Here is a 19,744-nt window from a genome sequence, read left to right as displayed (position 1 = left end):
CCCACAATACCCCACAATCCCCCACTCTGCACCATTTCTAGGGCGGCAATGGCCCCCATTCCCCACTCGACGGGTGGCTTTTCGGCGGTACGGGCGCGGCTACAGCCCGTCTCGCCGGGAAATGCCCTGGTCATGGACGCAAAAGCGGGGTGGGGCGAAGTGGGGCAGACCGCCTCCGCCGGCGGCCCGGCAGCGCCCGCCGGTGCGGTGCGCCCATGAAAAAAGGGCAGCCGATCGGCTGCCCTTTCACCTCACACGTGGCGTGTTACGGCTCGAAGCGACGACGGAACCGGTCCTCCATGCGGCTGGCGAACGTACCGCTGCCGCCCTTGACCCGACGCTGCTGGCCCCCGCCGGCCTTGGCCACACCATCACGGCCCCCGGCGGCGTGGTTGCCGGTGATCGCGAAGACCGCGCCGCCGAACATGACCACGAACCCCAACACGCTCAGGATCAGGAATCCGGGATTGACGGTCGCGTAGAACGGAATTCCCGAGACCAGCATCACCAGCCCGACCAAGAACAGTGCCATTCCTTGCACCCGTCGCCGGGTGGTCGGGGTACGCAGAGCAGCACCGCGAACGCTGGAGGCGAACTTCGGGTCCTCGGCGTAGAGGGCGCTCTCGATCTCATCGAGCATGCGCTGTTCATGATCGGAGAGTGGCATTCGTCCCTCCTTGCCGACGGCCGCTCAATCACTGCCCACGGCTGGCTACGGACTGTGCGGGCAACTAGTACTGATAATACGAGGTCGACCTGCGGTGTACCACAGGCTTCGTCAGCTGATTGTAGCGGCGCTCCGGCGATGCCGATCCACAACCGCCGACGTCCGGGAAACCGAAACCGGATAATGGGTGCGGCGCGCCCCCACCACCGACCGGGAGAGGAACCTGCACGTTGGCGACATTGCTCATCGACCTGTCGCCGCACGACATGGCGAACCGTCTCGGCGAGGCGCTGCGTGTGTACGTCACCGCGATGGGCTACCCGCCAGGCACCGAGAATCAACGTGCCGCGATGTGGCTGGATCACACCCGCCGCCGCGGTTGGCAGGCGGTGGCCGCCCTGGAGTGCGCGGAGGTCGCCGACGGCGACCCGGCGGCGGCGCAGTCCAGCGGCGCCGAGCTGCTCGGTATCGCCTACGGCTACTGCGGGGCACCCGACCAGTGGTGGCAGCAGCAGGTAGTGCTGGGCCTGCAGCGCCGCGGGCTGCCCCGCCCGGACATCTCGCGCCTGATGACCAGCTACTTCGAACTGACCGAGTTGCACGTGATGCCGCACTCGCAGGGCAACGGCCTCGGTGAGGCGCTGGCGCGGCGGCTGCTCGCGGGCCGCGCCGAGGCCAACGTGCTGCTGTCCACACCGGAGATCAGCGGCGAGGGCAACCGCGCTTGGCGGTTGTACCGCAGGCTGGGTTTCGTCGACGTCATCCGCGGTCACCACTTCGCCGGTGACCCTCGGCCGTTCGCGATCCTCGGGCGTTCGCTGCCCTTGGAGCAGGCATCCGCAGCGCAGAGCCGGGCCGGTCTGGCACGATGACGTCCGTGCATGTTCGGCGTTCATCCCGGTTCAGCCCCTACCGCCGACTGCTGGCCCTGGTGGGGCTGCTGCTGATCACCGCCCCGCTCACCGTCGGGTGCGTGCGCATCAAGGCCAATATCACCGTCTCCCCCGACGACAAGGTCTCGGGTCAGATCATCGCGGCGGCCAAGCCCCGCAACGACAACGACACCGGCCCCAGGCTCAACGCCGACCTGCCGTTCGCCCAGAAGATCGCGATCTCCGGCTACAACCGGGACGGCTACGTCGGTTCGCAGGCGGTGTTCTCCGACCTGACCTTCGCCGAGCTGCCGCAGTTGGCCGAGATGAACCGCGAGGCGGCCGGGGTGAACCTGACGCTGCGCCGCGCCGGCAATCTGGTGATCCTGGAGGGCCGGGTGGATCTCACGTCGCTCAGCGACCCGGGGGCCGACGTCGAATTGAGCGTCGCGTTCCCCGGCGAGGTGACCTCCACCAACGGCGAACGCCTCGGCGACGACACGGTGCAGTGGCGCCTCAAGCCGGGCGTGGTGAGCACCATGACCGCGCAGGCGCGCTACACCGATCCCAGCAGCCGCTCATTCGCGCGCGCCGCCCTGTGGCTGGTGCTGTCGACGTTCGTCACCGCCGGAGCGGTGGCGCTGATCGCCTGGACGGGCCGGGACCGCTCACCGCGCGTGCGCACCCCGCACGACGACGCGGGCTGAGGCGGGTCGGCTCAGGGCGTCTCCGGCGACCAGTAGTCGAGCATCTGCGCGAAGGTCGTGAACGCGGCCGCCGACACCCCGTACGTCGCCTCGAAGTGAATGCTCAGCGGGAAGCCGAGATCGACGACACCGTCGACGACCCGCTTGTACAGATCGAGCATCAGCTTGCGCCGCTGTTCGGGTTCGCTGCCGGACAGTGTCTTGACGAACGCCTGCTCGGCCGCCACCGCCGCATTGCCGGGGTCCTGGATCAGCCAGTCGATCAGCCCGACCTTGTTCTCCACCGTCGGCACGAAACCGAAGGACAGCAAGATCTCCGGGCGCGCGTCGCTGTGTTGCGCGAACTCGGCCAGGAACGGCACGATCGCGTCGGAGTACAACAGTTGGGTCAACCCGAACGTCGCGCCGCGGTCGCACTTGAAGCTGAACCGGCCGATCTCGTCGGTGCGGGTCGGAATCAGGATGACACCGCGGTTGGGCACCTCGTCGCGGAAAATCGCCAGCGCGTCGGTGGGCGGTACGCCGGAGCCCTCGCCGTCGGCCATGGTGCGGGGCACGCCGACGAACACGACACCCTCGATGCCAGCCACGGTCAGATCATCGAGCCGACCACGCAGCGCCGCTTCGTCGGAGAACGCGGTGACCTGGGTGCACAGTCCGGCCATGCCCGGCAGCTCCGGCTTGAGTGCCCTCCAGAAGTCCAGCACGTCGAGCTTGGGCTTCATCTCGATCGGGCGGTCGTCGTCCTCGGCGATCATGCTCGGCATCAAGATGTGCCGGATCCGGCCTTCGATACCGGCTTCGGCCGCGAACCGCAGAACCTTGTGTGCCTCCTCGCACGTCTGCTCGGGCCCGCGGTCCAGATTCGGCGGGACAAGCTCGAGTGCGACGGTATTCAAGGTCACCAGGGTGCTCCTCATCGAAGGCGGTCAACGGGCCGCGGCCGGCTTCGCCGGCCCTCTGCAGAGGGGACAGGAGCGGCAGTGCGGCCGACATGGGCGCAAACGTTGAGCCTATCGACATCGCGCGAGCGCCGCCTGCCTGAGTCCCCCCCGGGCGTGGTGGCACACTCTACGCTGAACACACGCCGGGGGTCCCGGCCCGGGTCGAGCGAGAAAGGGGCGCCGCGCTGAGCTTCAAGGCACCAGCAGCAACCGCACCGTCGGCCCCGGAGTTGGCCGGCGCGGTAACCGAGCAGCTGCGCTCCTACTTGCGCACCCGCCGTACCGACACCGCCTACATGGGCGACGACTACCAGGGTCTGATCACCGGCCTGGAGGAGTTCGTGCTCAGCGGCGGTAAGCGGCTGCGTCCGGCATTCGCCTATTGGGGCTGGCGAGCCATCACCGGCCGCGATGCCACCGACGACGAGCTGCTGCTGTTCTCGGCGCTGGAACTGCTGCACGCCTGCGCGCTGGTACACGACGACGTGATCGACGCGTCGGCGACCCGCCGCGGCAGCCCGACCACCCACTACAAGTTCGCCGAGTTGCACCGCAGCCGCGGATGGCGCGGAGCGCCCGAACAATTCGGGATATCGGCGGCCATTCTGCTCGGTGACCTGGCGCTGGTCTGGGCCGACGACATCGTCGCCGGCGCCGACCTGCCCGCTGAAGCCCAGCGCCGGGTGCGGCGGATCTGGTCGGACATCCGCACCGAGGTGCTGGGCGGGCAGTACCTCGACATCGTCGCCGAGGCCAGCGGTGTCGAGTCGATCGCGTCGGCGATGGCGGTCAACACCTACAAGACCGCCTCCTACACGGTGGTGCGGCCGCTGCAACTGGGTGTCGCAGCCGCGGCCGACCGGCCCGACATCCAGGCGCTGTTCCACGAACTGGGCACCGACCTCGGGGTGGCCTTCCAGCTGCGCGACGACGTGCTGGGCGTGTTCGGCGACCCCGCGGTCACCGGCAAACCGTCGGGTGACGACCTGCGCTCGGGCAAGCGCACCGTGCTGGTGGCCGAAGCCGTGGAACTGGCCGACAAATCGGATGCGGTGGCGGCCAATCGGTTACGCACGTCGCTGGGCACCGCGCTGACCGACGCCCAGGTCCGCGAGTTGTGCGACGTGATCGAGGCGGTGGGCGCGCTGGCCGCCGTCGAGGACCGGATCGATCTGCTGACCCGCCGCGCCATGAGCGCCCTGGTGGCCGCGCCGATCGACGAGGTCGCCAAAGCCGGACTGACCGACCTGGCCCGCCTGGTCTCCGACCGGTCCGCCTGAGGACCCCGGAGCGCCGATGTCCACGCCCACCACCCCACCGGCCCCGGCCGTGCCCACCGACGCCCGCTCCCGGCTGTGGCGGTTCGCCGCCAGCGAGCAGGCCGGGGCGGCGTGGCGCGGCTGCCTGGGCGCCATGCTGATCACCCTGGGCGGGCTGGGCGCCGGCAGCACCCGGATCCAAGACCCGGTATTGGAGTCGCTGCATCTGTCCTGGCTGCGCTTCGGCCACGGCCTGGTGCTGTCCTCGGTGCTGCTGTGGACCGGAGTCGCGGTGATGCTGGCGGCGTGGCTGGGCCTGGGCCGCCGGGTGATCAACGGCACCGTGACCGAATACACGCTGATCGCCACCACCGGGTTCTGGCTGGCGCCGCTGCTGGCCTCGGTCCCGGTATTCAGCCGTGACACCTACTCCTACCTGGCCCAGGGCGCGCTGCTGCGCGACGGATTCGACCCCTACCAGGTCGGCCCGGTCTTCAATCCCAACCCGCTGCTCGACGACGTCAGTCCGATCTGGTCGGCGACGACGGCCCCCTACGGACCGGCGTTCATCCTGGTCGCCAAGCTGGTGACGATCCTCGTCGGCGACAACGTCGTGGTCGGCACCATGCTGTTGCGGCTGTGCATGCTGCCCGGTCTGGCGCTGTTGATCTGGGCCGCGCCGCGGGTGGCCCGCCGGGTCGGGGGCACGGCCCCGGCGGCGCTGTTTCTCGCGGTGCTCAACCCGCTGGTGATCATCCACCTGATGGGTGGGGTCCACAACGAGATGCTGATGGTGGGCCTGGTGATCGCCGGGATCGCCCTGACCCTGGAGCGCCGCCACCTGGCCGGCATCACGCTGGTGGCCCTGGCCGCGGCGGTGAAGGCCACCGCCGTCATCGCATTGCCGTTCCTGGTGTGGGTGTGGATGCGCCGGTTGCGGGAACAACGCGGCTACCCGGCGGCCCGGGCGTTCACCACCGCAGCAGCCATCTCCACGCTGATCGTCGTGGCCGTCTTCGCGGTGCTGTCGAGTCTGGCGGGCGTGGGTCTGGGCTGGCTGACGGCGCTGTTGGCGGGCAACGTCAAGATCATCAACTGGCTCACTGTGCCGACCGCGGCCGCCAACCTGATCCACGCCGTGGGCGGGGTGTTCGCACCGGTGAACTTCTATGCGGTGCTGCACATCACGCGGATCACCGGGATCGTGGTGATCGCGCTGGTGCTGCCGTGGCTGTGGTGGCGGTCTCGCCGCGACGACCGCACGGCGGTGGCGGGGATCGCCTGGGCCATGCTCATCGTGGTGCTGTTCGTTCCGGCGGCGCTGCCCTGGTACTACACCTGGCCGTTGGCGGTGGCGGCCACCCTGGTCCGCTCACCGGCGGCGATCGCCGCGATCGCCGCAGCCTCGACCTGGATCATGGTGATCTTCAAACCGGACGGCTCGCACGGCATGTACTCGTGGCTGCATGTGGCCGCCGCGACGGCCTGCGCGCTGTTCGCGTGGTACCGGCTGTCGAGGGCCGTCAAAACACCGGCCCAGGCCTAGCCACCCGGGGTCAGTACGCCATCGCCTGCGCCCGGCGCATCACCTCACGCGCTTGGTGCGCGTGCAGCGCGTCGATCGGGCGGGCGTTGGGGACCGCCTCGCGCACACCGTCGCGGGTCAGCGACAGCGACGGATCTGGGGTGAACAGCCAGCGCACGATGTCGGTCTGCTGATAGCCGCCGTCGTGCAGCACGGCCAGCAGCCCCGGCAGGCTCTTGACGATGTCCCCGTCGGCGTTGAAGAACACCTGCGGGACCACCAGCGCACCGCCGCGTCGCACCGCCACCAGATGGTTGTCGCGCAGATACTGATGCACCTTGGTGACCGCCACCCCAAGCATTTCGGCGACCCGGGGCAGGTCGAAGGTCGGTTCGTCGGGTTCTAGGACGTCGTCGGCGGCCGGAATGCTGCTCACGACATTGAGTTTAGAACCGCCGGAGCAGTCCCCCGCCCACATACCATGACCAGGTGACTGCAGCCTGGGGCCCGGACGCACTGGAAGGCGCCCTGCTGGACCGCCGGTACCGGGTCGGGACCCGCATCGCCACCGGCGGCACGTCCACGGTCTACCGCGGCCTCGACGAGCGCCTGGACCGCCCGGTCGCGGTGAAGGTGATGGACCTGCGCTACGCCGGCGATCAGCAGTTCCTGACCCGCTTCCAGCTCGAGGCGCGGGCGGTGGCCCGACTGAAGGACCCGGGGCTGGTGGCGGTGTACGACCAGGGTTTCGGGACACCGCACGATCCCGGGCAGCCGTTTCTGGTGATGGAGCTCGTCGAGGGCGGCACGCTGCGGGAACTGCTCAACGAGCGGGGCCCGATGCCGCCGCACGCCGTCGTCGCGGTGCTGCGCCCGGTGCTGGGGGCACTGGGAATCGCGCACCGCGCCGGGCTGGTGCACCGCGACGTCAAACCGGAGAACATCTTGATCTCCGACGGCGGCGACGTGAAGGTGGTCGACTTCGGGCTGGTCCGGGCCATCGCGGCGGCCGGGATCACCTCCACGAACGTGATTCTGGGGACGGCGGCCTACCTGTCGCCCGAGCAGGTCCGCGACGGAAACGCCGGCCCGCCCAGCGACGTCTACGGGGTCGGCGTGCTCACCTATGAGCTGCTGACCGGTCATACGCCGTTCTCCGGCGACTCGGCGTTGGCCGTGGCCTATCAGCGGCTGGACCACGAAGTACCGCCGCCCAGCTTGGCAATCGACGGCGTCCCAAGGGAATTCGATGATCTGATAGCCCACGCCACGGCGCTGGACCCGACCGACCGGTACGCCGACGGTTTCGAGATGGCCCGTGCGGTGGAGGCGATCGCCGAGCGGTTGGAGCTGCCGGCGTTTCGGGTCCCGGCGCCGCGTAACTCAGCCCAGCACGTCTCGGCGCCGCACCACCGCGGCGGACCGCCCCCGCGCCCGACGCTGCACATGGCCCGCGAGGCGCCGGATGTGACCGACACCGACACCCGATATCAGTTGGTGACAGGGCAATTCGCCGGGATCGAGTTGAGCCGGTTCGTGCTGGAGCGCCAGCACGCCCGCCGGATGGTGCTGATCTGGCTGGCGGTCGTGTTCGCGCTCACCGGGCTGGTGGCGGCGGTCGCCTGGACGCTGGGCAACAACGTCGGCGCGATGCTGTAGGCCCCTCCCCTTCGCCGAGCAGACACAGAGTCGCACCGCCTACAGGCAAACTGTGCGATTCTATGTCTGCTCGCGGTGGGACTCGGCCCTTCAGCCGCGGAGCATCTCGGCGACCAGGAACGACAACTCCAGGCTCTGCTGGGTGTTGAGCCGCGGGTCGCACGCCGTCTCGTAACGGCCACCCAGATCGGCGTCCGAAATGTCTTGGGCGCCACCGAGACACTCGGTGACGTCCTCCCCAGTGAACTCCAGGTGGATGCCGCCGGGATGGGTGCCCAACGCGTGATGCACCTCGAAGAAGCCCTGCACCTCGTCGACGATCCGGTCGAAGTGCCGGGTCTTGTGCCCGGTGGAGGCCTCGTGGGTGTTGCCGTGCATCGGGTCGCACTGCCAGATCACCTGGTGACCGGTGGCCTGCACCTTCTCGATGATCCCCGGGAGCAGGTCGCGCACCTTGTTATTCCCCATCCGGCTGACCAGCGTGAGCCGGCCGGGCTCGTTCTTCGGGTCGAGCCGCTCGACGTATTCGACCGCCAGCTCGGGCGAGGTCGTCGGCCCGAGCTTGATGCCGATCGGGTTGGCGATCACCTCGGCCAGCCCGACGTGGGCGCCGTCGAGCTGACGGGTCCGCTCCCCGATCCAGACGAAGTGCGCCGAAAGGTCGTAGAGCTGCGGCTCGCCCTCGATGTCGGCCATGCGCAGCATGGCCCGCTCGTAGTCGAGGACCAGCGCCTCATGGCTGGCGTAGATCTCGGCGGTCTGCAGTTCCCGGTCGGCGACCCCGCAGGCGCTCATGAACTTCAGTCCGCGGTCGATCTCACCGGCCAGCGCCTCATAGCGTGCGCCCGCCGGAGAGGTACGGACGAACTCCCGGTTCCAGTCGTGCACCAGTTCCAGCGACGCCAGCCCCGACGAGGTCAGCGCCCGAACCAGGTTCATCGCGGCGCTGGCGTTGGCGTAGGCCCGCACCAGCCGCGACGGGTCGTGCTCGCGCACCGCGGCATCGGGGGCCAGGCCGTTGACCATGTCGCCGCGGTAGGACTTCAGCCCCAGTGCGTCGACGTCGGCCGAGCGGGGCTTGGCGTACTGGCCGGCGATGCGGGCCACCTTCACCACCGGCACCGACGCGCCGTAGGTCAGCACCACCGCCATCTGCAGCAGGGTGCGGATGTTGCCCTTGATGTGCGGCTCGGTGTTGTCGGTGAAGGTCTCGGCGCAGTCGCCGCCCTGCAGCAGGAAGGCTTCCCCGCGGGCGACCTGGGCCAGCAGGCCCTTGAGCCGCACGATCTCGGATGCCACCGTGATCGGCGGGACGCTCTCCAGGACCGTGCGCATCGCCTTGGCCTGGTCAGCGGGCCAGCTCGGCTGCTGAACGGCCGGCCGGGCCAGCGCGTCGTCGAGACGCTCGCGCAGGTCCGCGGGCAGCGGCGGCAGCGCCGGCAGCTGGTCGATGGGTACGTCAACGGTCCAGTTCACCCGACCATGGTAGCCGGGTGCGGACCCGCACTGATCAGGCCAGTTCGGTCTGAGTGATCACCCGGAATCGACGCAACTGGTCACGGGCGTCCACCAGCGCGTCGTGGCTACCCGCCGACCGCGGCGGCAGGCGCGGCTTACCCCGGTCCTCCCACAATTGACGCAGCTCACGGGTGAAACGCGGGATCGGCGCCGGCAGATCGGGCATGGTCCCCCACAGCTGGCAGAGCACCACGTGGTCATAGGCGGCCACCCAGGCCCACAACTCGATCGGATCGCCGCGGTCGACCCGCAGGAACTCCTCGAGGTCGGTGCGGATCCGGGCGCGCGAGCGCCACGCCTGCGATGCCGGGGAAGGTAGCTTGGGCAGCACGTGGGTGCGCACCCACGGCCCCGCGCGCGCCGGATCGAATTCGGTGGACACCGCGTAATATTCGCGCCCGTCCTCGGCAACCACGCCGATCGAGACCAGCTCGATGGTGCGGCCGTCCTCGATGAACTCGGTGTCGTAGAAGTACCTCACCGCCACGGACCACCGGTTCTCGGCGGCCGGACCGAAAAGGGCACCGTCGGCGCGGCGGGGTCCGCGACCGCACGGTTGGGCGCCGGGCGCTGGGGCGCCCGCCCGGTGGGCACTCTCGGCCGTCCGATCATGATCGGTTCCGTCGGCGCCGAGGCGGCCCGCACCTCACGGTCGAGTTCGGCGTCGACGACGCGGTCATCGGGCAGCTGAGGCCGGCCCGCGATGGCGTCCTGCAGCCACAGCTTGGCCTGCACCACCGGGCGCCGCAGCTGGCGTTCCCGGTCCAGCGCGCGGCGCATCTGCTCACGGTGGGCCAGGTAACGCCACCGGGCCCACGGCGCGTGCGGCCGCGACAGCCGGATCGCGCCGATCACCAAAAGCGGGAAGAAGAACATCCCGACCAGCCCGGTCCACACCTTGCCCTTCAGCAGCACCACCACCGCCAGCGGCAGCGCCATCACCATGCTGAAGAACACCCCGGCGCGGATCAGCGGCGAGGACGTGTCATGCCACAGCGACAGCAGGAACGTCAACGGGTGAAACCCCAGCACCAGCAGCCCGGTGACCGCGGTGGCGGCGAACACCGCATCCACCGAGGCGCGCCCGTCCTCCTCCCAGTACACATCGGACAGGTGCAGGATCAGCGCGTACTCGTCGAGCACCAATGCGGCGCCGATCCCGAACCCGATCGCGGCGACACTGAACATCGGCTGGTGCTGGTTGGGCCCCGCGGCCACCAGGGTGACCCCGGCGATCATCACCAGCACGACCCCGAAGACCACGTGGTGGATGTGCTTGGAACCGATGTGCACGTTGCGCGGCCGCCACCACCGGGGTGTGTCGACGCGCCCGGCGGTGCTGCGGATATAGCGGACCACGGAGCGGGTCACCACGAACGTCACCAGGAACGCGAGCAGGCAACACAACAACGGCAGTCTGCCGCGGTTGACGATGTCATCGCGGAACCATTCGAGCATCTACTGCAACGTACGCCCTCGCGGCACACAACGCCCGGATCACCGCCGGTACGGCTTGGTGAAACGGGCCACCCGATAGGCTGTGCGGCGACATGAGTACATCTCGGCCGCCCGACCCGGGCCGTCGGCACGGGGGCATCAGCGGTTGGGCCGTTTGGTGGGTCTTCACCCTGCTGGCGATCGGGGCCCTGGGCTACACCACGTGGCGAGCGCTCGGCAGCACGCCCTATCACATCGACGTCGATGTCTACCGGATGGCTGCGCAGGCCTGGCGCGACGGACATCCGCTGTACGGCGACGACTGGTTCGCCACCCAGATCGATGGAACGGTGCTGCCGTTCACCTATCCCCCGATCGCCGCGGTGCTCTTCGCCCCACTCACCTGGGTGTCGCTGGGGGTGGGCACCGCCGCGCTGACGATCATCTCGGCGCTGCTGCTGGTGGTGTCCATCACCATCCTGCTCACCGGCCTGGACATCGGGGACGTCGGCCGCGGCAGCGGCCCGGCCTGGTGGCGGCGGGCGGTGGTGGCCGTGGCGATCGTCGCGGCGGCAATCTGGCTCGACGCCGAACCGATCTGGGCCAACTTCGACTTCGGCCAGATCAACGCGGTGCTGATGACGCTGGTGATCGCCGACTGCGTGCCGCGCCGCACCACCTGGCCGCGTGGCACGCTGCTGGGGGTGGCGGTGGCGCTGAAGCTGACGCCGGCGGTGTTCCTGCTCTATTTCCTGCTGCGCCGCGATACCCGCGCCGCGGTGACCGCGGTGGCATCGTTTCTGGCGGCGACCATGGTGGGCTTCGTGCTGGCCTGGAGCGACTCCTGGCAGTACTGGACGCATACCGTTCGCAACACCGACCGCATCGGCGGGGCGACGCTGAACACCAACCAGAACCTGGCCGGGGCGTTGGCCCGGCTGCCGCTGAGCGAGCAGCTGCGTTCGGCGCTGTGGCTGCTGGGCTGCCTGCTGGTACTGGCACTGACGGTGTGGGCGGCCCGCCGGGTGTGCAGCGCCGGGGAGCCGATCCTGGCGCTGATCTGCGTGGCACTGTTCGGGCTGGTGGTGTCCCCGGTGTCGTGGTCACACCACTGGGTGTGGATGCTGCCGACGGTGGTGGTGACCGGTGTCCTGGCTTACCGCCACCGGGCGATCGCGCTGGGTGTACTCAGCGCACTCGGCTTGGCGCTAATGATGCGAAGCCCGATCGAATTACTGCCCGAGCATCACGAATCCGGCGCGGCGTGGTGGCGTCAACTGGCCGGGACATCGTATGTGTGGTGGGCGGTGGCGGTGATCGTCGCGGCCGGCGCGAGTCTCAATCACGGCCGCCGGACGAGCCCGGATCAGCCTGCAGCGGTTTCCGGAAATCGGGCGACCGGCTGAGCCGTCGCCCCCTCTTGTTGCGGGGCACCGTTTTTGAGACTGGCCGCGTAGATGTCGACGTACTCCTGACCGGACAAGCCCATCAGTTCGTAGATCACCTCGTCGGTCACGGCCCGCTCGATGAAGCGGTTGTCGGCCATCCCGTCGAAGCGGGAGAAGTCCATCGGCTTGCCGAATCGGACCGTGACCCGGCCGAACCGCAGCATCTTGGTCCCCGGCGGGTTGACCACATCGGTTCCGATCATGGCGACCGGAATCACCGGGACGCCGGTGTGCAACGCGAGCCGGGCCAGGCCGGTCTTGCCCTTGTACAGTCTGCCGTCGGGTGAACGGGTGCCCTCCGGGTAGATGCCCAGCAGCTTGCCGTCTTTGAGGATCCGCTCGGCGGTGTGCAGGGCAGCCTGCGCCGCGTCGGAATCGGTGCGGTCGATGGGCACCTGCCCGACGGCGGTGTAGAACCAGCGGGTGAACCAGCCCTTGATGCCGGTGCCGGTGAAGTATTCGGACTTGGCCAGGAAGGTGATCCGCCGGCGGACCACCAGCGGCAGGTAGAAGCTGTCCATGACGGCCAGATGATTACTGGCCAGGATCGCCGCCCCCTCCTCGGGAATGTTCTCCAAACCCTCGACTTTGGGACGGCCGATCAGGGCCAGCAGGGGCCCCAAGAGTACGTACTTGAACAGCCAATACCACATGGCCCCTCCCTCCTACCCACGAACATCGGCCGTGTTCGCGCCAACTTTACCGACCATGGGTGGCCGCGGCCACACGGTGATTCGTCACACGGACGATTCCCCGGAATTCCTTAGGTTGCTTTGTTTTAAGGGCTTAGTGCCCTCAATTCTCTATGGTGACCGGGATGTGCTGGTAGCCGGGCCGGGCCGGCGCGCCGCCGTCCCCGCCGGGTGTCGGGCCGTCGGGCGGGCCCGGTGCCGCACCGGTCTCACCGACCACCGCCCGGATCACCTCGAACAACGCCACGCTGTGTTCGGCGATGACGGCGAGCAACGGATGTTCCTCTCCGGTCACCAACGCCGCCAACGCACACACCGGGCACCACACCTGCTGGCACTTGCCCGGACCGTCACCGGAGGCCGCCAGCAGCGCCGCCGCCCGCACCGCCGGGTCGAGGCGGTCCAGGATGGCCTGGGCGAGCTTGCGCAGCTCGGGCCCCAGCTCACCCAGGTCGGGGTGCGCGCCAGCGCTCAACGTCGCACCTCCTCGTCATTGCTCACCGGCCAGAGCTGCGGGTCCGGCCGGAAACGCACCGTCAATTCGCTGCCACGCAACGTTGCGTCCACAACCGTGCATCGCCGCAGCACCGACGCCAGCCGGACCCGGCGTCGGGTGCCGCCGGAACCGATGATCAAGTCGTCGCCGGCCCGCCCCAGACTCAGCGCACCGGAATCGACCTGGGGCAACTCTAGCCGCAGTCGGTACACCGCCCCCAGTCCGGAACCCGACTCCCGGTCGACCACCGGGCGTACCGGCCCCGGCGGCGCCGACCCGTCCCGGCGGCGGGCGCCCTCGAGAAGCTCGGCCAGCGCCTTGGGCCCGATCGGCTCCCCCGCCAGGTGCGGCACCAGCACCATCGCCACGTCGCCGATGGTGCGATCCAGTTCTTCGAGGACGCCGTGCTGCTCGCGGATCCGTTCGGCGTACCAGTCGAACGCCGGATGGGCGGGCAGGTCGGTGTAGACGTACGAATCATCTTGCAACAAAATCTGATTGACGATCAGCTCATCAACGCGCACACCCGTCAGGGCCAGCGTCCCCAGGGTCCGGACGGCTTCGGCCGCCACCACGCGCTCGGCGGTCAGCACCAGGTGCGCCCCGACCAGCGCCTCGTCGGTCAGCAGCGCGGCTAGGCGCTCGGCAGCCCGGCTGATCCGCTCGATCAGCGCGACCAGGGCGGCCGATCGGTCGTCGGCCGTGCTGAGTCTGCGGTGTCGCGGCCAGGCTCGCTCGGCATACAGCGCCACCGTGGCGGGCAGTGTCAGCATCCGCATCGCGTCGGCGGTGGATGCGCAGTCGACGACGACCCGATCCCACCGGCCGCTGGCGGCCAGCTCGCCGACCTCGTGCAGGCCGAGCACCTCCTGGACACCGGGCAGCGCCGAAAGTTCCTCAGGCGCAACGCTTCCCAGATCCGATTCCGGAAATCGCCCGGACAGAACCGCGACCACTTCACTCCAGTGCGCCTCGAGCAGGGCCAGGGTGTCCAGCGCGAGCACGTCGAGCCTGCCCGGTCCGGCGTCGTCGAGCGCCACCGAAACGGGATCGCGGGCACCGCTGGGCGCCACCGTCACGCCGAGCACATCGCCGACCGAATGCGCCTGGTCGGTGGAGATCAGCAGCACCCGGTTGCCGGCGAGCGCCTCGGCGACAGCGGTAGCCGCGGCCAGCGTGGACTTGCCGACGCCGCCTTTGCCGACGAACAGACCGATCGGCGCCGCTGGGAGCGCTGTGGGCGCTGGTTCAGGCGGCCTCACTCAGCCTCGGCTCGTTTCTTCAGGTCCTTCAGCGCGGTGTCGGTCAGTCGCCGCTCCGCTTTGCGCTTGAGCAGACCGATCATCGGAATCATCAGGTCGACCGACAGCTCGTACACGACTTCGGTTCCGGATCCCTTGGCCGTCAAGCGGTATTCCCCGTCGAGTGCTTTCAGCAGCGAACTGGAGACCAGCCACCAGCGCACCGAGCGGCGGTCCGGCGCCCAGTCGTACTCCAGCACCATGGTGTCTTTGAGCACCGTCGCGTCCAGCACCAGCCGGGCCACCTTCGGGTAGCCGTCGGAGTCGGTTTCGAGCACTTCGGCCTCGGTGTACTCCGAGACCCATTCGGGGTAGGCGCCGATGTCGGCGATCACCTTCATCACGGTGCCCGGATCCGCCGCGATGAAGATGGTCTGAGCTGTCTTGTCCGCCACCTGGTTACTTCCCTAACTCGTTCGCGCCCGCCGACCGGCCCTCGGCAGAGACGGTACCTCGCCGCGCCGGGCGTCCGCCTGTTTAGTCCGGGTCAGCCCACGGCGGCCGGTGCGACACCCACCGGCCGGGACCGCTCGACGCGGGCTTTCACCTCGAAGGCCATCCGCTTGCCGGCAACCCGGCGCGCGTGGACCATCTTGGGCAGGTTCAGCCGGGCCAGCTGGCGGCCGGTCACGCCGGTGGGCTCGGCGTGCAGGAAATAGTGCAGCATCACCCCGTCGAGCATCGGATCCAGCCAGATCTCCATGGTTCCGGTCAGCGGCCCGCCGACAGTCCATCGGACGCCTTTTTCGGCGCGGTCCTCGACCACCTGGAGTTGCAGGTCGGGCCACCAGCGCCGCCAACTCGAGCGGTCCCCGACGACGGCGCCGACCTGCGCCCCGGATGCGGCGATGAACGTCTCATCGGCAACCTGGATACTGTTCATCGCCCCAGCTTCACATATGACGCCTTCGGCGCGGAACGCACCGGGTGCGCAACGGCCGCGGCTGCACCGGCAGTGACCACCGTCACATCGGTCGCCGCGCGCCTACTAGGCTGGGCGGATAGAGACAGGCTGCCAAGAGAGGTCATCGCATGCGTGAGTTCAGTGTTCCCGCGCCGTTCACCGTCGAGGAGCACGACAACGTCGCCGCATTAGTCTTCGAACACGAGCGCGACCATCCCGACTACGTCATCTTCCAGCGCCTCGTCGACGGGGTGTGGACCGACGTCACCTGCGCCACCGCGGCCGCGCACATCCGTTCGGCGGCGCTGGGTCTGCTCGCCCTCGGGGTGGCGGCCGGTGACCGCGTGGTGATCTTCTCGGCGACGCGCTACGAGTGGACGATCCTGGACTTCGCGATCCTGTCGATCGGCGCGGTGACAGTGCCGATCTATGAGACGTCGTCGGCGGAGCAGGTGCGCTGGGTGCTGGAGGACTCCAGCGCGGTGCTCGCATTCGCCGAAACCGACGCCCACTCCCAGATGGTCGACGAACTCGCCGGTGACCTGCCCGCGCTGCGGCGGGTGCTGACCATCGACGGGTCGGGAGCCAAGGCGCTCGACGAACTCGCCGAGGCCGGCGCCGGCGAGGACCCGGCGCAGCTGGCCGCACGCGTGGAGGCGCTGAGGGCCACCGACCCGGCCACCCTGATCTACACCTCGGGCACCACCGGTCGGCCCAAGGGCTGCGAGCTCACCCACTCCAACCTGATCTACGAGGTGCTCGGCACCAAGGCCGCGCTGCCGACGCTGCTCTGCCCCGGCCAGCGCCTGCTGATCTTCTTGCCGCTGGCCCACGTGCTGGCCCGCGCCCTGACGCTGGCGGCCTTCGCCAACCGGGTCACGGTCGGGTTCACCAGCGACATCAAGAATCTGGTGCCGATGTTCTCGGTGTTCAAGCCGACCGTGGTGGTGTCGGTGCCGCGGGTGTTCGAAAAGGTCTACAACACCGCGGCCGGCAACGCCGCCAACGACGGCAAGGGCCGGATCTTCGAGATGGCCGCGCAGACCGCGGTGGACTGGAGCGAGGCTGCCGACCGCGGTGGACCCGGGCTGCTGCTGCGCGCCAAGCACGCCCTGTTCGACAAGCTGGTCTATCACAAGCTGCGCGCGGCGCTCGGCGGTGACTGCCGCGCCTCGGTGTCCGGCGGTGCGCCCCTGGGCGAACGGCTGGGCCACTTCTACCGCGGCGTCGGGCTGTCCATCTACGAGGGCTACGGCCTGACCGAGACGACCGCCGCCATCACCGTCAACCCGGTGGGCGGCATGAAGGTCGGAACCGTCGGAAAACTGGTGCCGGGCAACAGCATGCGCATCGCCGATGACGGCGAGCTGCTGGTGCGCGGCGGGGTGGTGTTCAGCGGCTACTGGCGCAACGAGCAGGCCACCGCCGAGGCGTTCACCGACGGCTGGTTCAAGACCGGCGACCTGGCCGACATCGACGACGACGGCTACCTGAAGATCACCGGCCGCAAGAAGGAGATCATCGTCACCGCCGGCGGCAAGAACGTCGCCCCCGCGGTGCTCGAGGACCAATTGCGCGCCCACCCGCTGATCAGCCAGGCGATGGTCGTCGGTGACGCCAAGCCGTTCATCGGGGCGCTGATCACCATCGACCCGGAAGCCATCGAGGGCTGGAAGCAGCGCAACAGCAAGGCCGACACCGCCACCATCGCGGACCTGACCACCGACCCCGACCTGTTGGCCGAGGTGGAGGCGGCGGTCAAGCAGGCGAACCTGGCGGTGTCGAACGCCGAGTCGATCCGCGAGTTCCGGATCCTGCCGGTCGACTTCACCGAGGCCACCGGTGAGCTGACGCCGACCATGAAGGTCAAGCGCAAGGTGGTGGCCGAGAAGTTCGCCGACGCGATCGAGTCGATCTACACCAAAGACTGAACGGCTCAGGCCTGCAGCAGGTCGGCCATGCGTCCGGCCAGCGTGTCCCAGCGCCACTGGGCCATCACCCATTCACGCCCCGCGGCGCCCATCGCGGCGGCACGGTCCGGGTCGGCGAGCAGTGCACTGACGGCGTCGGCGATCGCCGCGACGGATCGGCCGTCGACCACCCGCCCGGTCCGGCCGTCCAGCACGGTTTCGGGCGCGCCTCCCGAGCGGCCGGCGACCACCGGGACCCCGGCCGCCGAGGCCTCCAGGAACACGATGCCCAGGCCCTCGACGTCGAGTCCGGCGCCGCGGGTGCGGCACGGCATCGCGAAGACGTCGCCGAGCAGGTAGTAGGCCGGCAGCTCGGCGGCCGGGACGCCGCCGGTGAACGTCACCGCGTCGGCCACCCCGTGCTCTGCCGCCAGCTTGTGCAGCGTCTCGGCATAGGGGCCGCCGCCGACGATCACCAGCGCGGCCCCCTCCACCCGCTGCCGGATCGCCGGTAGCGCCCTGATCAGCATGTCCTGGCCCTTGCGCGGCACCAGCCGCGACACGCACACCACGGTGGGCCGCCCACCGAGGCCGTGTCGGACCCGCAGTTCGGCGCGAGCGGCGGGGTCGGGCCGGAACCGGTCGGTGTCCACCCCGGGCGGCAGGTGTTCCAGCGCGGCGTTCGGGCCGAACGCCGACGCGAACCGGCCACGGGTGTAGTGGCTGACGAAGGTGACGGTGTCGCAGGTCTCCCCGATCCGGCGCAGCACCGAGCGGGCCCCCGGCAGCATCGACCAGCCGACCTCGTGTCCGTGGGTGCTGGCCAGCACCCGGCTGGCGCCGGCGGCGCGCGCCCGCTGCGCCAGCAGCGCCAGCGGCGCGGCCGCGCCGAACCAGACGGTGTCGACGGCCTGCTCGGCGATGAGCCGGCGCATCCGGGCGTCGACGGCACGGCCCGGCAGCATCAGCGTTCCGGGGTGACGCACCACCTGATAGCCGGCGGATGTCGCCGCGTCGTCGAACGCGTCGGCGCCCTTCCATTGCGGCGCATACACCGTCACGTCGTGGCGCCCGGATCCGGCGATGCGGCGCACCAGTTCTTCCAGATAGCACTGAATACCGCCGGGACGCGGCGGAAAATCGTTGGTAACCAGCAGGACCCGGCTCACTGCAGGGATGCTAGCCCCGCCACTGCTGCCACCTGGCGAGCAGGTCCGGTAGATCCACGCCGAGCACCAGGGCCACCGCCACGGCAGGCTCGACATGTCCGGGGCCGCACGCGGACGCATAGAGCTCGCGCAGCTTGGCGACGCCGAACCGGTCGGCGACGAAACGCGCGAACTCCCACGCCCGGTCATAGGCCTGCGCCCGCCGCGGTCCCGGCGCGTCCAGGTCGGCGTCGGAGGGCAAGGCCGGCGGGACCGCAGGGGCGCTGGCCGAAGCCGGGGCCGGGCGAGCCACGAAATCCGCGACCCCCTCGGTGAGCCAGCGCGGCGCGTCGATGGCGGTGTCGGCTCGGGCCGCAAAGTGGAAAAGTTCATGGGTCAACACGATTCGCAGCGCCGGGGTGCTCATCGCGTCTGCGCCCGGGGCGAAAACGATCCGCTGGCCGGTGACCAGCCGGCGTTCCGGATCCACCCGGTCGGCCACCGCGACCGCGGCGACGTCGGACCACTGCGCGGCATCGGCCGCCGCGGTGTCGCCGCCGGCCACGGCGGCGAACTGCCGGTCCGAGCCGGTGGCCAGCAGCGGGATACGGTGCGCCCAGTCGGTCCCCCAGAACGCCTCGACCGCCTCGACGGCGTCGCCGATGTTGGCCTCGACGCGGGCCAGCAGCGCATCACCACGCGGGCCGTCGTGATTCTCCGTCACCACGCTGCGGTGATCGCCCACCACCACCGGTGCATCGGCCGGCCGCGGGGCTGCGGCGATCAGCACCGCGGCGGCGGCGATCAGCTCGGTTGCCAGCAGGCCGGCGAGCAGCCGGCGAAGGCACCGGGGCTCAGTAACGGCGAGCGTTGTGGATCGGGCCCGAGGAGGTCATCGGCACCACCCGGACCGGCTGACCGTACGTGGACGAGTGGATCATCATGCCGTCACCGACGTAGATGCCCGAGTGCGAGGCATCCGAGTAGAAGGTCAGGACGTCACCGGGCTGCAGGTCCGAGAGCGCCACCGGCTGTCCGCCATTGGCCTGCGCCTGGCTGGAGTGCGGCAGGTTGATGCCGGCCTGGTGGAACGCCCACATCACCAGCCCCGAACAGTCGAAGCCGCCCGGTGCGGCCCCGCCCCACACATAGGGCGTCCCGACCTGGGTCAACGCGGCCTGGACCGCGGTCGCCGCACCACCGCCTCCGCCACCGGGAGCCTCGGGGGCCAGGAATCCGGGGGGCGGGAATCCGGGG

21 protein-coding genes are annotated in these 19,744 nt (G+C 69.7%); 7 read left to right on the top strand and 14 right to left on the bottom strand.

The genetic code is table 11. From position 1 onward, the window contains the following. Window positions 1-265: 265 nt before the first annotated feature. Window positions 266-667 (bottom strand): SCO2097 family morphological protein, encoded by a 402-nt coding sequence (locus BST28_RS04075; RefSeq protein ID WP_019738353.1) that lies wholly within the window; start codon window positions 665-667, stop codon window positions 266-268. A 230-nt stretch (window positions 668-897) separates the two neighbouring features. Here BST28_RS04075 and BST28_RS04070 point away from each other — a divergent pair, with 230 nt between their 5' ends. Together BST28_RS04070 and BST28_RS04065 are read left to right on the top strand one after the other, a co-directional pair. Next, complete coding sequence (locus tag BST28_RS04070; RefSeq protein WP_020425506.1) at window positions 898-1,539, top strand: GNAT family N-acetyltransferase; 642 nt, start codon at window positions 898-900, stop codon at window positions 1,537-1,539. Next, complete coding sequence (locus BST28_RS04065) at window positions 1,536-2,246, top strand: LppM family (lipo)protein (protein ID WP_019738351.1); 711 nt, start codon at window positions 1,536-1,538, stop codon at window positions 2,244-2,246. Before BST28_RS04070 ends, BST28_RS04065 begins: the two co-directional genes overlap by 4 nt. Before the next feature lie 11 nt (window positions 2,247-2,257). Here the strand turns inward: BST28_RS04065 and BST28_RS04060 are convergent, their stop codons facing one another. Beyond that, window positions 2,258-3,151: a mycobacterial-type methylenetetrahydrofolate reductase gene (locus tag BST28_RS04060; protein WP_019738350.1), complete on the bottom strand. Its 894-nt coding sequence runs from the start codon at window positions 3,149-3,151 to the stop codon at window positions 2,258-2,260. A gap of 269 nt (window positions 3,152-3,420) precedes the next feature. Between BST28_RS04060 and idsA2 the strand changes: the two genes are divergently transcribed. Next, on the top strand, window positions 3,421-4,470 hold the full coding sequence (idsA2, locus tag BST28_RS04055; protein ID WP_019738349.1) for a bifunctional (2E,6E)-farnesyl/geranyl diphosphate synthase: 1,050 nt from the start codon (window positions 3,421-3,423) through the stop codon (window positions 4,468-4,470). Window positions 4,471-4,486: 16 nt separating this feature from the next. Then, the gene (locus BST28_RS04050; RefSeq protein WP_083080062.1) at window positions 4,487-5,995 is read left to right on the top strand and encodes an alpha-(1->6)-mannopyranosyltransferase A; all 1,509 of its coding nucleotides are present in this window, start codon (window positions 4,487-4,489) and stop codon (window positions 5,993-5,995) included. Between the two features lie 10 nt (window positions 5,996-6,005). On the opposite strand, the gene BST28_RS04045 is transcribed toward BST28_RS04050, so the two are convergent. Next, a complete protein-coding gene (locus tag BST28_RS04045) occupies window positions 6,006-6,410 on the bottom strand; it encodes an Rv2175c family DNA-binding protein (protein ID WP_019737157.1) in 405 nt (134 codons plus the stop codon). A 53-nt stretch (window positions 6,411-6,463) separates the two neighbouring features. Here BST28_RS04045 and BST28_RS04040 point away from each other — a divergent pair, with 53 nt between their 5' ends. Further along, a complete protein-coding gene (locus BST28_RS04040) occupies window positions 6,464-7,633 on the top strand; it encodes a protein kinase domain-containing protein (protein WP_019737156.1) in 1,170 nt (389 codons plus the stop codon). A 90-nt stretch (window positions 7,634-7,723) separates the two neighbouring features. Here BST28_RS04040 and BST28_RS04035 read toward each other — a convergent pair whose 3' ends face one another. From BST28_RS04035 to BST28_RS04025, 3 genes are read right to left on the bottom strand one after another with little or no spacing between them, the layout of a single operon-like run. After that, window positions 7,724-9,109: a class II 3-deoxy-7-phosphoheptulonate synthase gene (locus BST28_RS04035; protein WP_019737155.1), complete on the bottom strand. Its 1,386-nt coding sequence runs from the start codon at window positions 9,107-9,109 to the stop codon at window positions 7,724-7,726. Between the two features lie 34 nt (window positions 9,110-9,143). Then, a complete protein-coding gene (locus BST28_RS04030) occupies window positions 9,144-9,632 on the bottom strand; it encodes a polyadenylate-specific 3'-exoribonuclease AS (RefSeq protein ID WP_029249217.1) in 489 nt (162 codons plus the stop codon). After that, a complete protein-coding gene (locus BST28_RS04025; protein ID WP_083080061.1) occupies window positions 9,629-10,609 on the bottom strand; it encodes a hypothetical protein in 981 nt (326 codons plus the stop codon). The genes BST28_RS04030 and BST28_RS04025 overlap by 4 nt, the downstream gene beginning before the upstream one ends. 92 nt (window positions 10,610-10,701) lie before the next feature. Between BST28_RS04025 and BST28_RS04020 the strand changes: the two genes are divergently transcribed. Next, window positions 10,702-11,994, top strand: coding sequence for a glycosyltransferase 87 family protein (locus BST28_RS04020; RefSeq protein ID WP_019737152.1), 1,293 nt, complete (start codon window positions 10,702-10,704; stop codon window positions 11,992-11,994). Here BST28_RS04020 and BST28_RS04015 read toward each other — a convergent pair. The 5 genes from BST28_RS04015 to BST28_RS03995 form a co-directional block, all read right to left on the bottom strand. Continuing rightward, a complete protein-coding gene (locus BST28_RS04015; RefSeq protein ID WP_019737151.1) occupies window positions 11,955-12,689 on the bottom strand; it encodes a lysophospholipid acyltransferase family protein in 735 nt (244 codons plus the stop codon). The genes BST28_RS04020 and BST28_RS04015 overlap by 40 nt on opposite strands. 142 nt (window positions 12,690-12,831) lie before the next feature. Beyond that, window positions 12,832-13,203 (bottom strand): hypothetical protein, encoded by a 372-nt coding sequence (locus BST28_RS04010; RefSeq protein WP_019737150.1) that lies wholly within the window; start codon window positions 13,201-13,203, stop codon window positions 12,832-12,834. Continuing rightward, a complete protein-coding gene (locus BST28_RS04005; RefSeq protein ID WP_083080059.1) occupies window positions 13,200-14,486 on the bottom strand; it encodes an ArsA family ATPase in 1,287 nt (428 codons plus the stop codon). Before BST28_RS04005 ends, BST28_RS04010 begins: the two co-directional genes overlap by 4 nt. After that, a complete protein-coding gene (locus tag BST28_RS04000) occupies window positions 14,483-14,920 on the bottom strand; it encodes an SRPBCC family protein (protein ID WP_019737148.1) in 438 nt (145 codons plus the stop codon). Before BST28_RS04000 ends, BST28_RS04005 begins: the two co-directional genes overlap by 4 nt. A gap of 92 nt (window positions 14,921-15,012) precedes the next feature. Next, entirely contained in the window at window positions 15,013-15,408 is a 396-nt protein-coding gene (locus BST28_RS03995; RefSeq protein WP_019737147.1) for a hypothetical protein, read from the bottom strand. Between the two features lie 149 nt (window positions 15,409-15,557). Here BST28_RS03995 and BST28_RS03990 point away from each other — a divergent pair, with 149 nt between their 5' ends. Continuing rightward, on the top strand, window positions 15,558-17,360 hold the full coding sequence (locus tag BST28_RS03990) for an AMP-dependent synthetase/ligase (RefSeq protein ID WP_083080058.1): 1,803 nt from the start codon (window positions 15,558-15,560) through the stop codon (window positions 17,358-17,360). Window positions 17,361-17,365: 5 nt separating this feature from the next. On the opposite strand, the gene BST28_RS03985 is transcribed toward BST28_RS03990, so the two are convergent. The 3 genes from BST28_RS03985 to BST28_RS03975 form a co-directional block, all read right to left on the bottom strand. After that, window positions 17,366-18,508 (bottom strand): glycosyltransferase family 4 protein, encoded by a 1,143-nt coding sequence (locus BST28_RS03985; RefSeq protein ID WP_083080056.1) that lies wholly within the window; start codon window positions 18,506-18,508, stop codon window positions 17,366-17,368. 10 nt (window positions 18,509-18,518) lie between these two features. Then, the gene (locus tag BST28_RS03980) at window positions 18,519-19,310 is read right to left on the bottom strand and encodes a hypothetical protein (RefSeq protein ID WP_420093423.1); all 792 of its coding nucleotides are present in this window, start codon (window positions 19,308-19,310) and stop codon (window positions 18,519-18,521) included. A gap of 31 nt (window positions 19,311-19,341) precedes the next feature. Then, on the bottom strand, window positions 19,342-19,744 hold a 403-nt coding region (locus tag BST28_RS03975; RefSeq protein WP_207570034.1), incomplete at its 5' end, for an NlpC/P60 family protein.

Source organism: Mycolicibacter kumamotonensis (assembly GCF_002086285.1).
Taxonomy (GTDB): domain Bacteria; phylum Actinomycetota; class Actinomycetes; order Mycobacteriales; family Mycobacteriaceae; genus Mycobacterium; species Mycobacterium kumamotonense.
The sequence above is the reverse complement of the archived record's forward strand: the minus strand, read 5'-3'. Positions and strand labels throughout refer to the sequence as shown.

What these genes read in the sequence shown, in the direction of transcription:
- BST28_RS04065 (WP_019738351.1), top strand. Translation starts at nt 1,536, where the DNA reads ATGACGTCCGTGCATGTTCGGCGTTCATCCCGGTTCAGCCCCTACCGC.
- BST28_RS03995 (WP_019737147.1), bottom strand. Translation starts at nt 15,408, where the DNA reads ATGAACAGTATCCAGGTTGCCGATGAGACGTTCATCGCCGCATCCGGG.
- BST28_RS04050 (WP_083080062.1), top strand. Translation starts at nt 4,487, where the DNA reads ATGTCCACGCCCACCACCCCACCGGCCCCGGCCGTGCCCACCGACGCC.
- BST28_RS03990 (WP_083080058.1), top strand. Translation starts at nt 15,558, where the DNA reads ATGCGTGAGTTCAGTGTTCCCGCGCCGTTCACCGTCGAGGAGCACGAC.
- BST28_RS04015 (WP_019737151.1), bottom strand. Translation starts at nt 12,689, where the DNA reads ATGTGGTATTGGCTGTTCAAGTACGTACTCTTGGGGCCCCTGCTGGCC.
- BST28_RS04025 (WP_083080061.1), bottom strand. Translation starts at nt 10,609, where the DNA reads ATGCTCGAATGGTTCCGCGATGACATCGTCAACCGCGGCAGACTGCCG.
- BST28_RS04020 (WP_019737152.1), top strand. Translation starts at nt 10,702, where the DNA reads ATGAGTACATCTCGGCCGCCCGACCCGGGCCGTCGGCACGGGGGCATC.
- BST28_RS04075 (WP_019738353.1), bottom strand. Translation starts at nt 667, where the DNA reads ATGCCACTCTCCGATCATGAACAGCGCATGCTCGATGAGATCGAGAGC.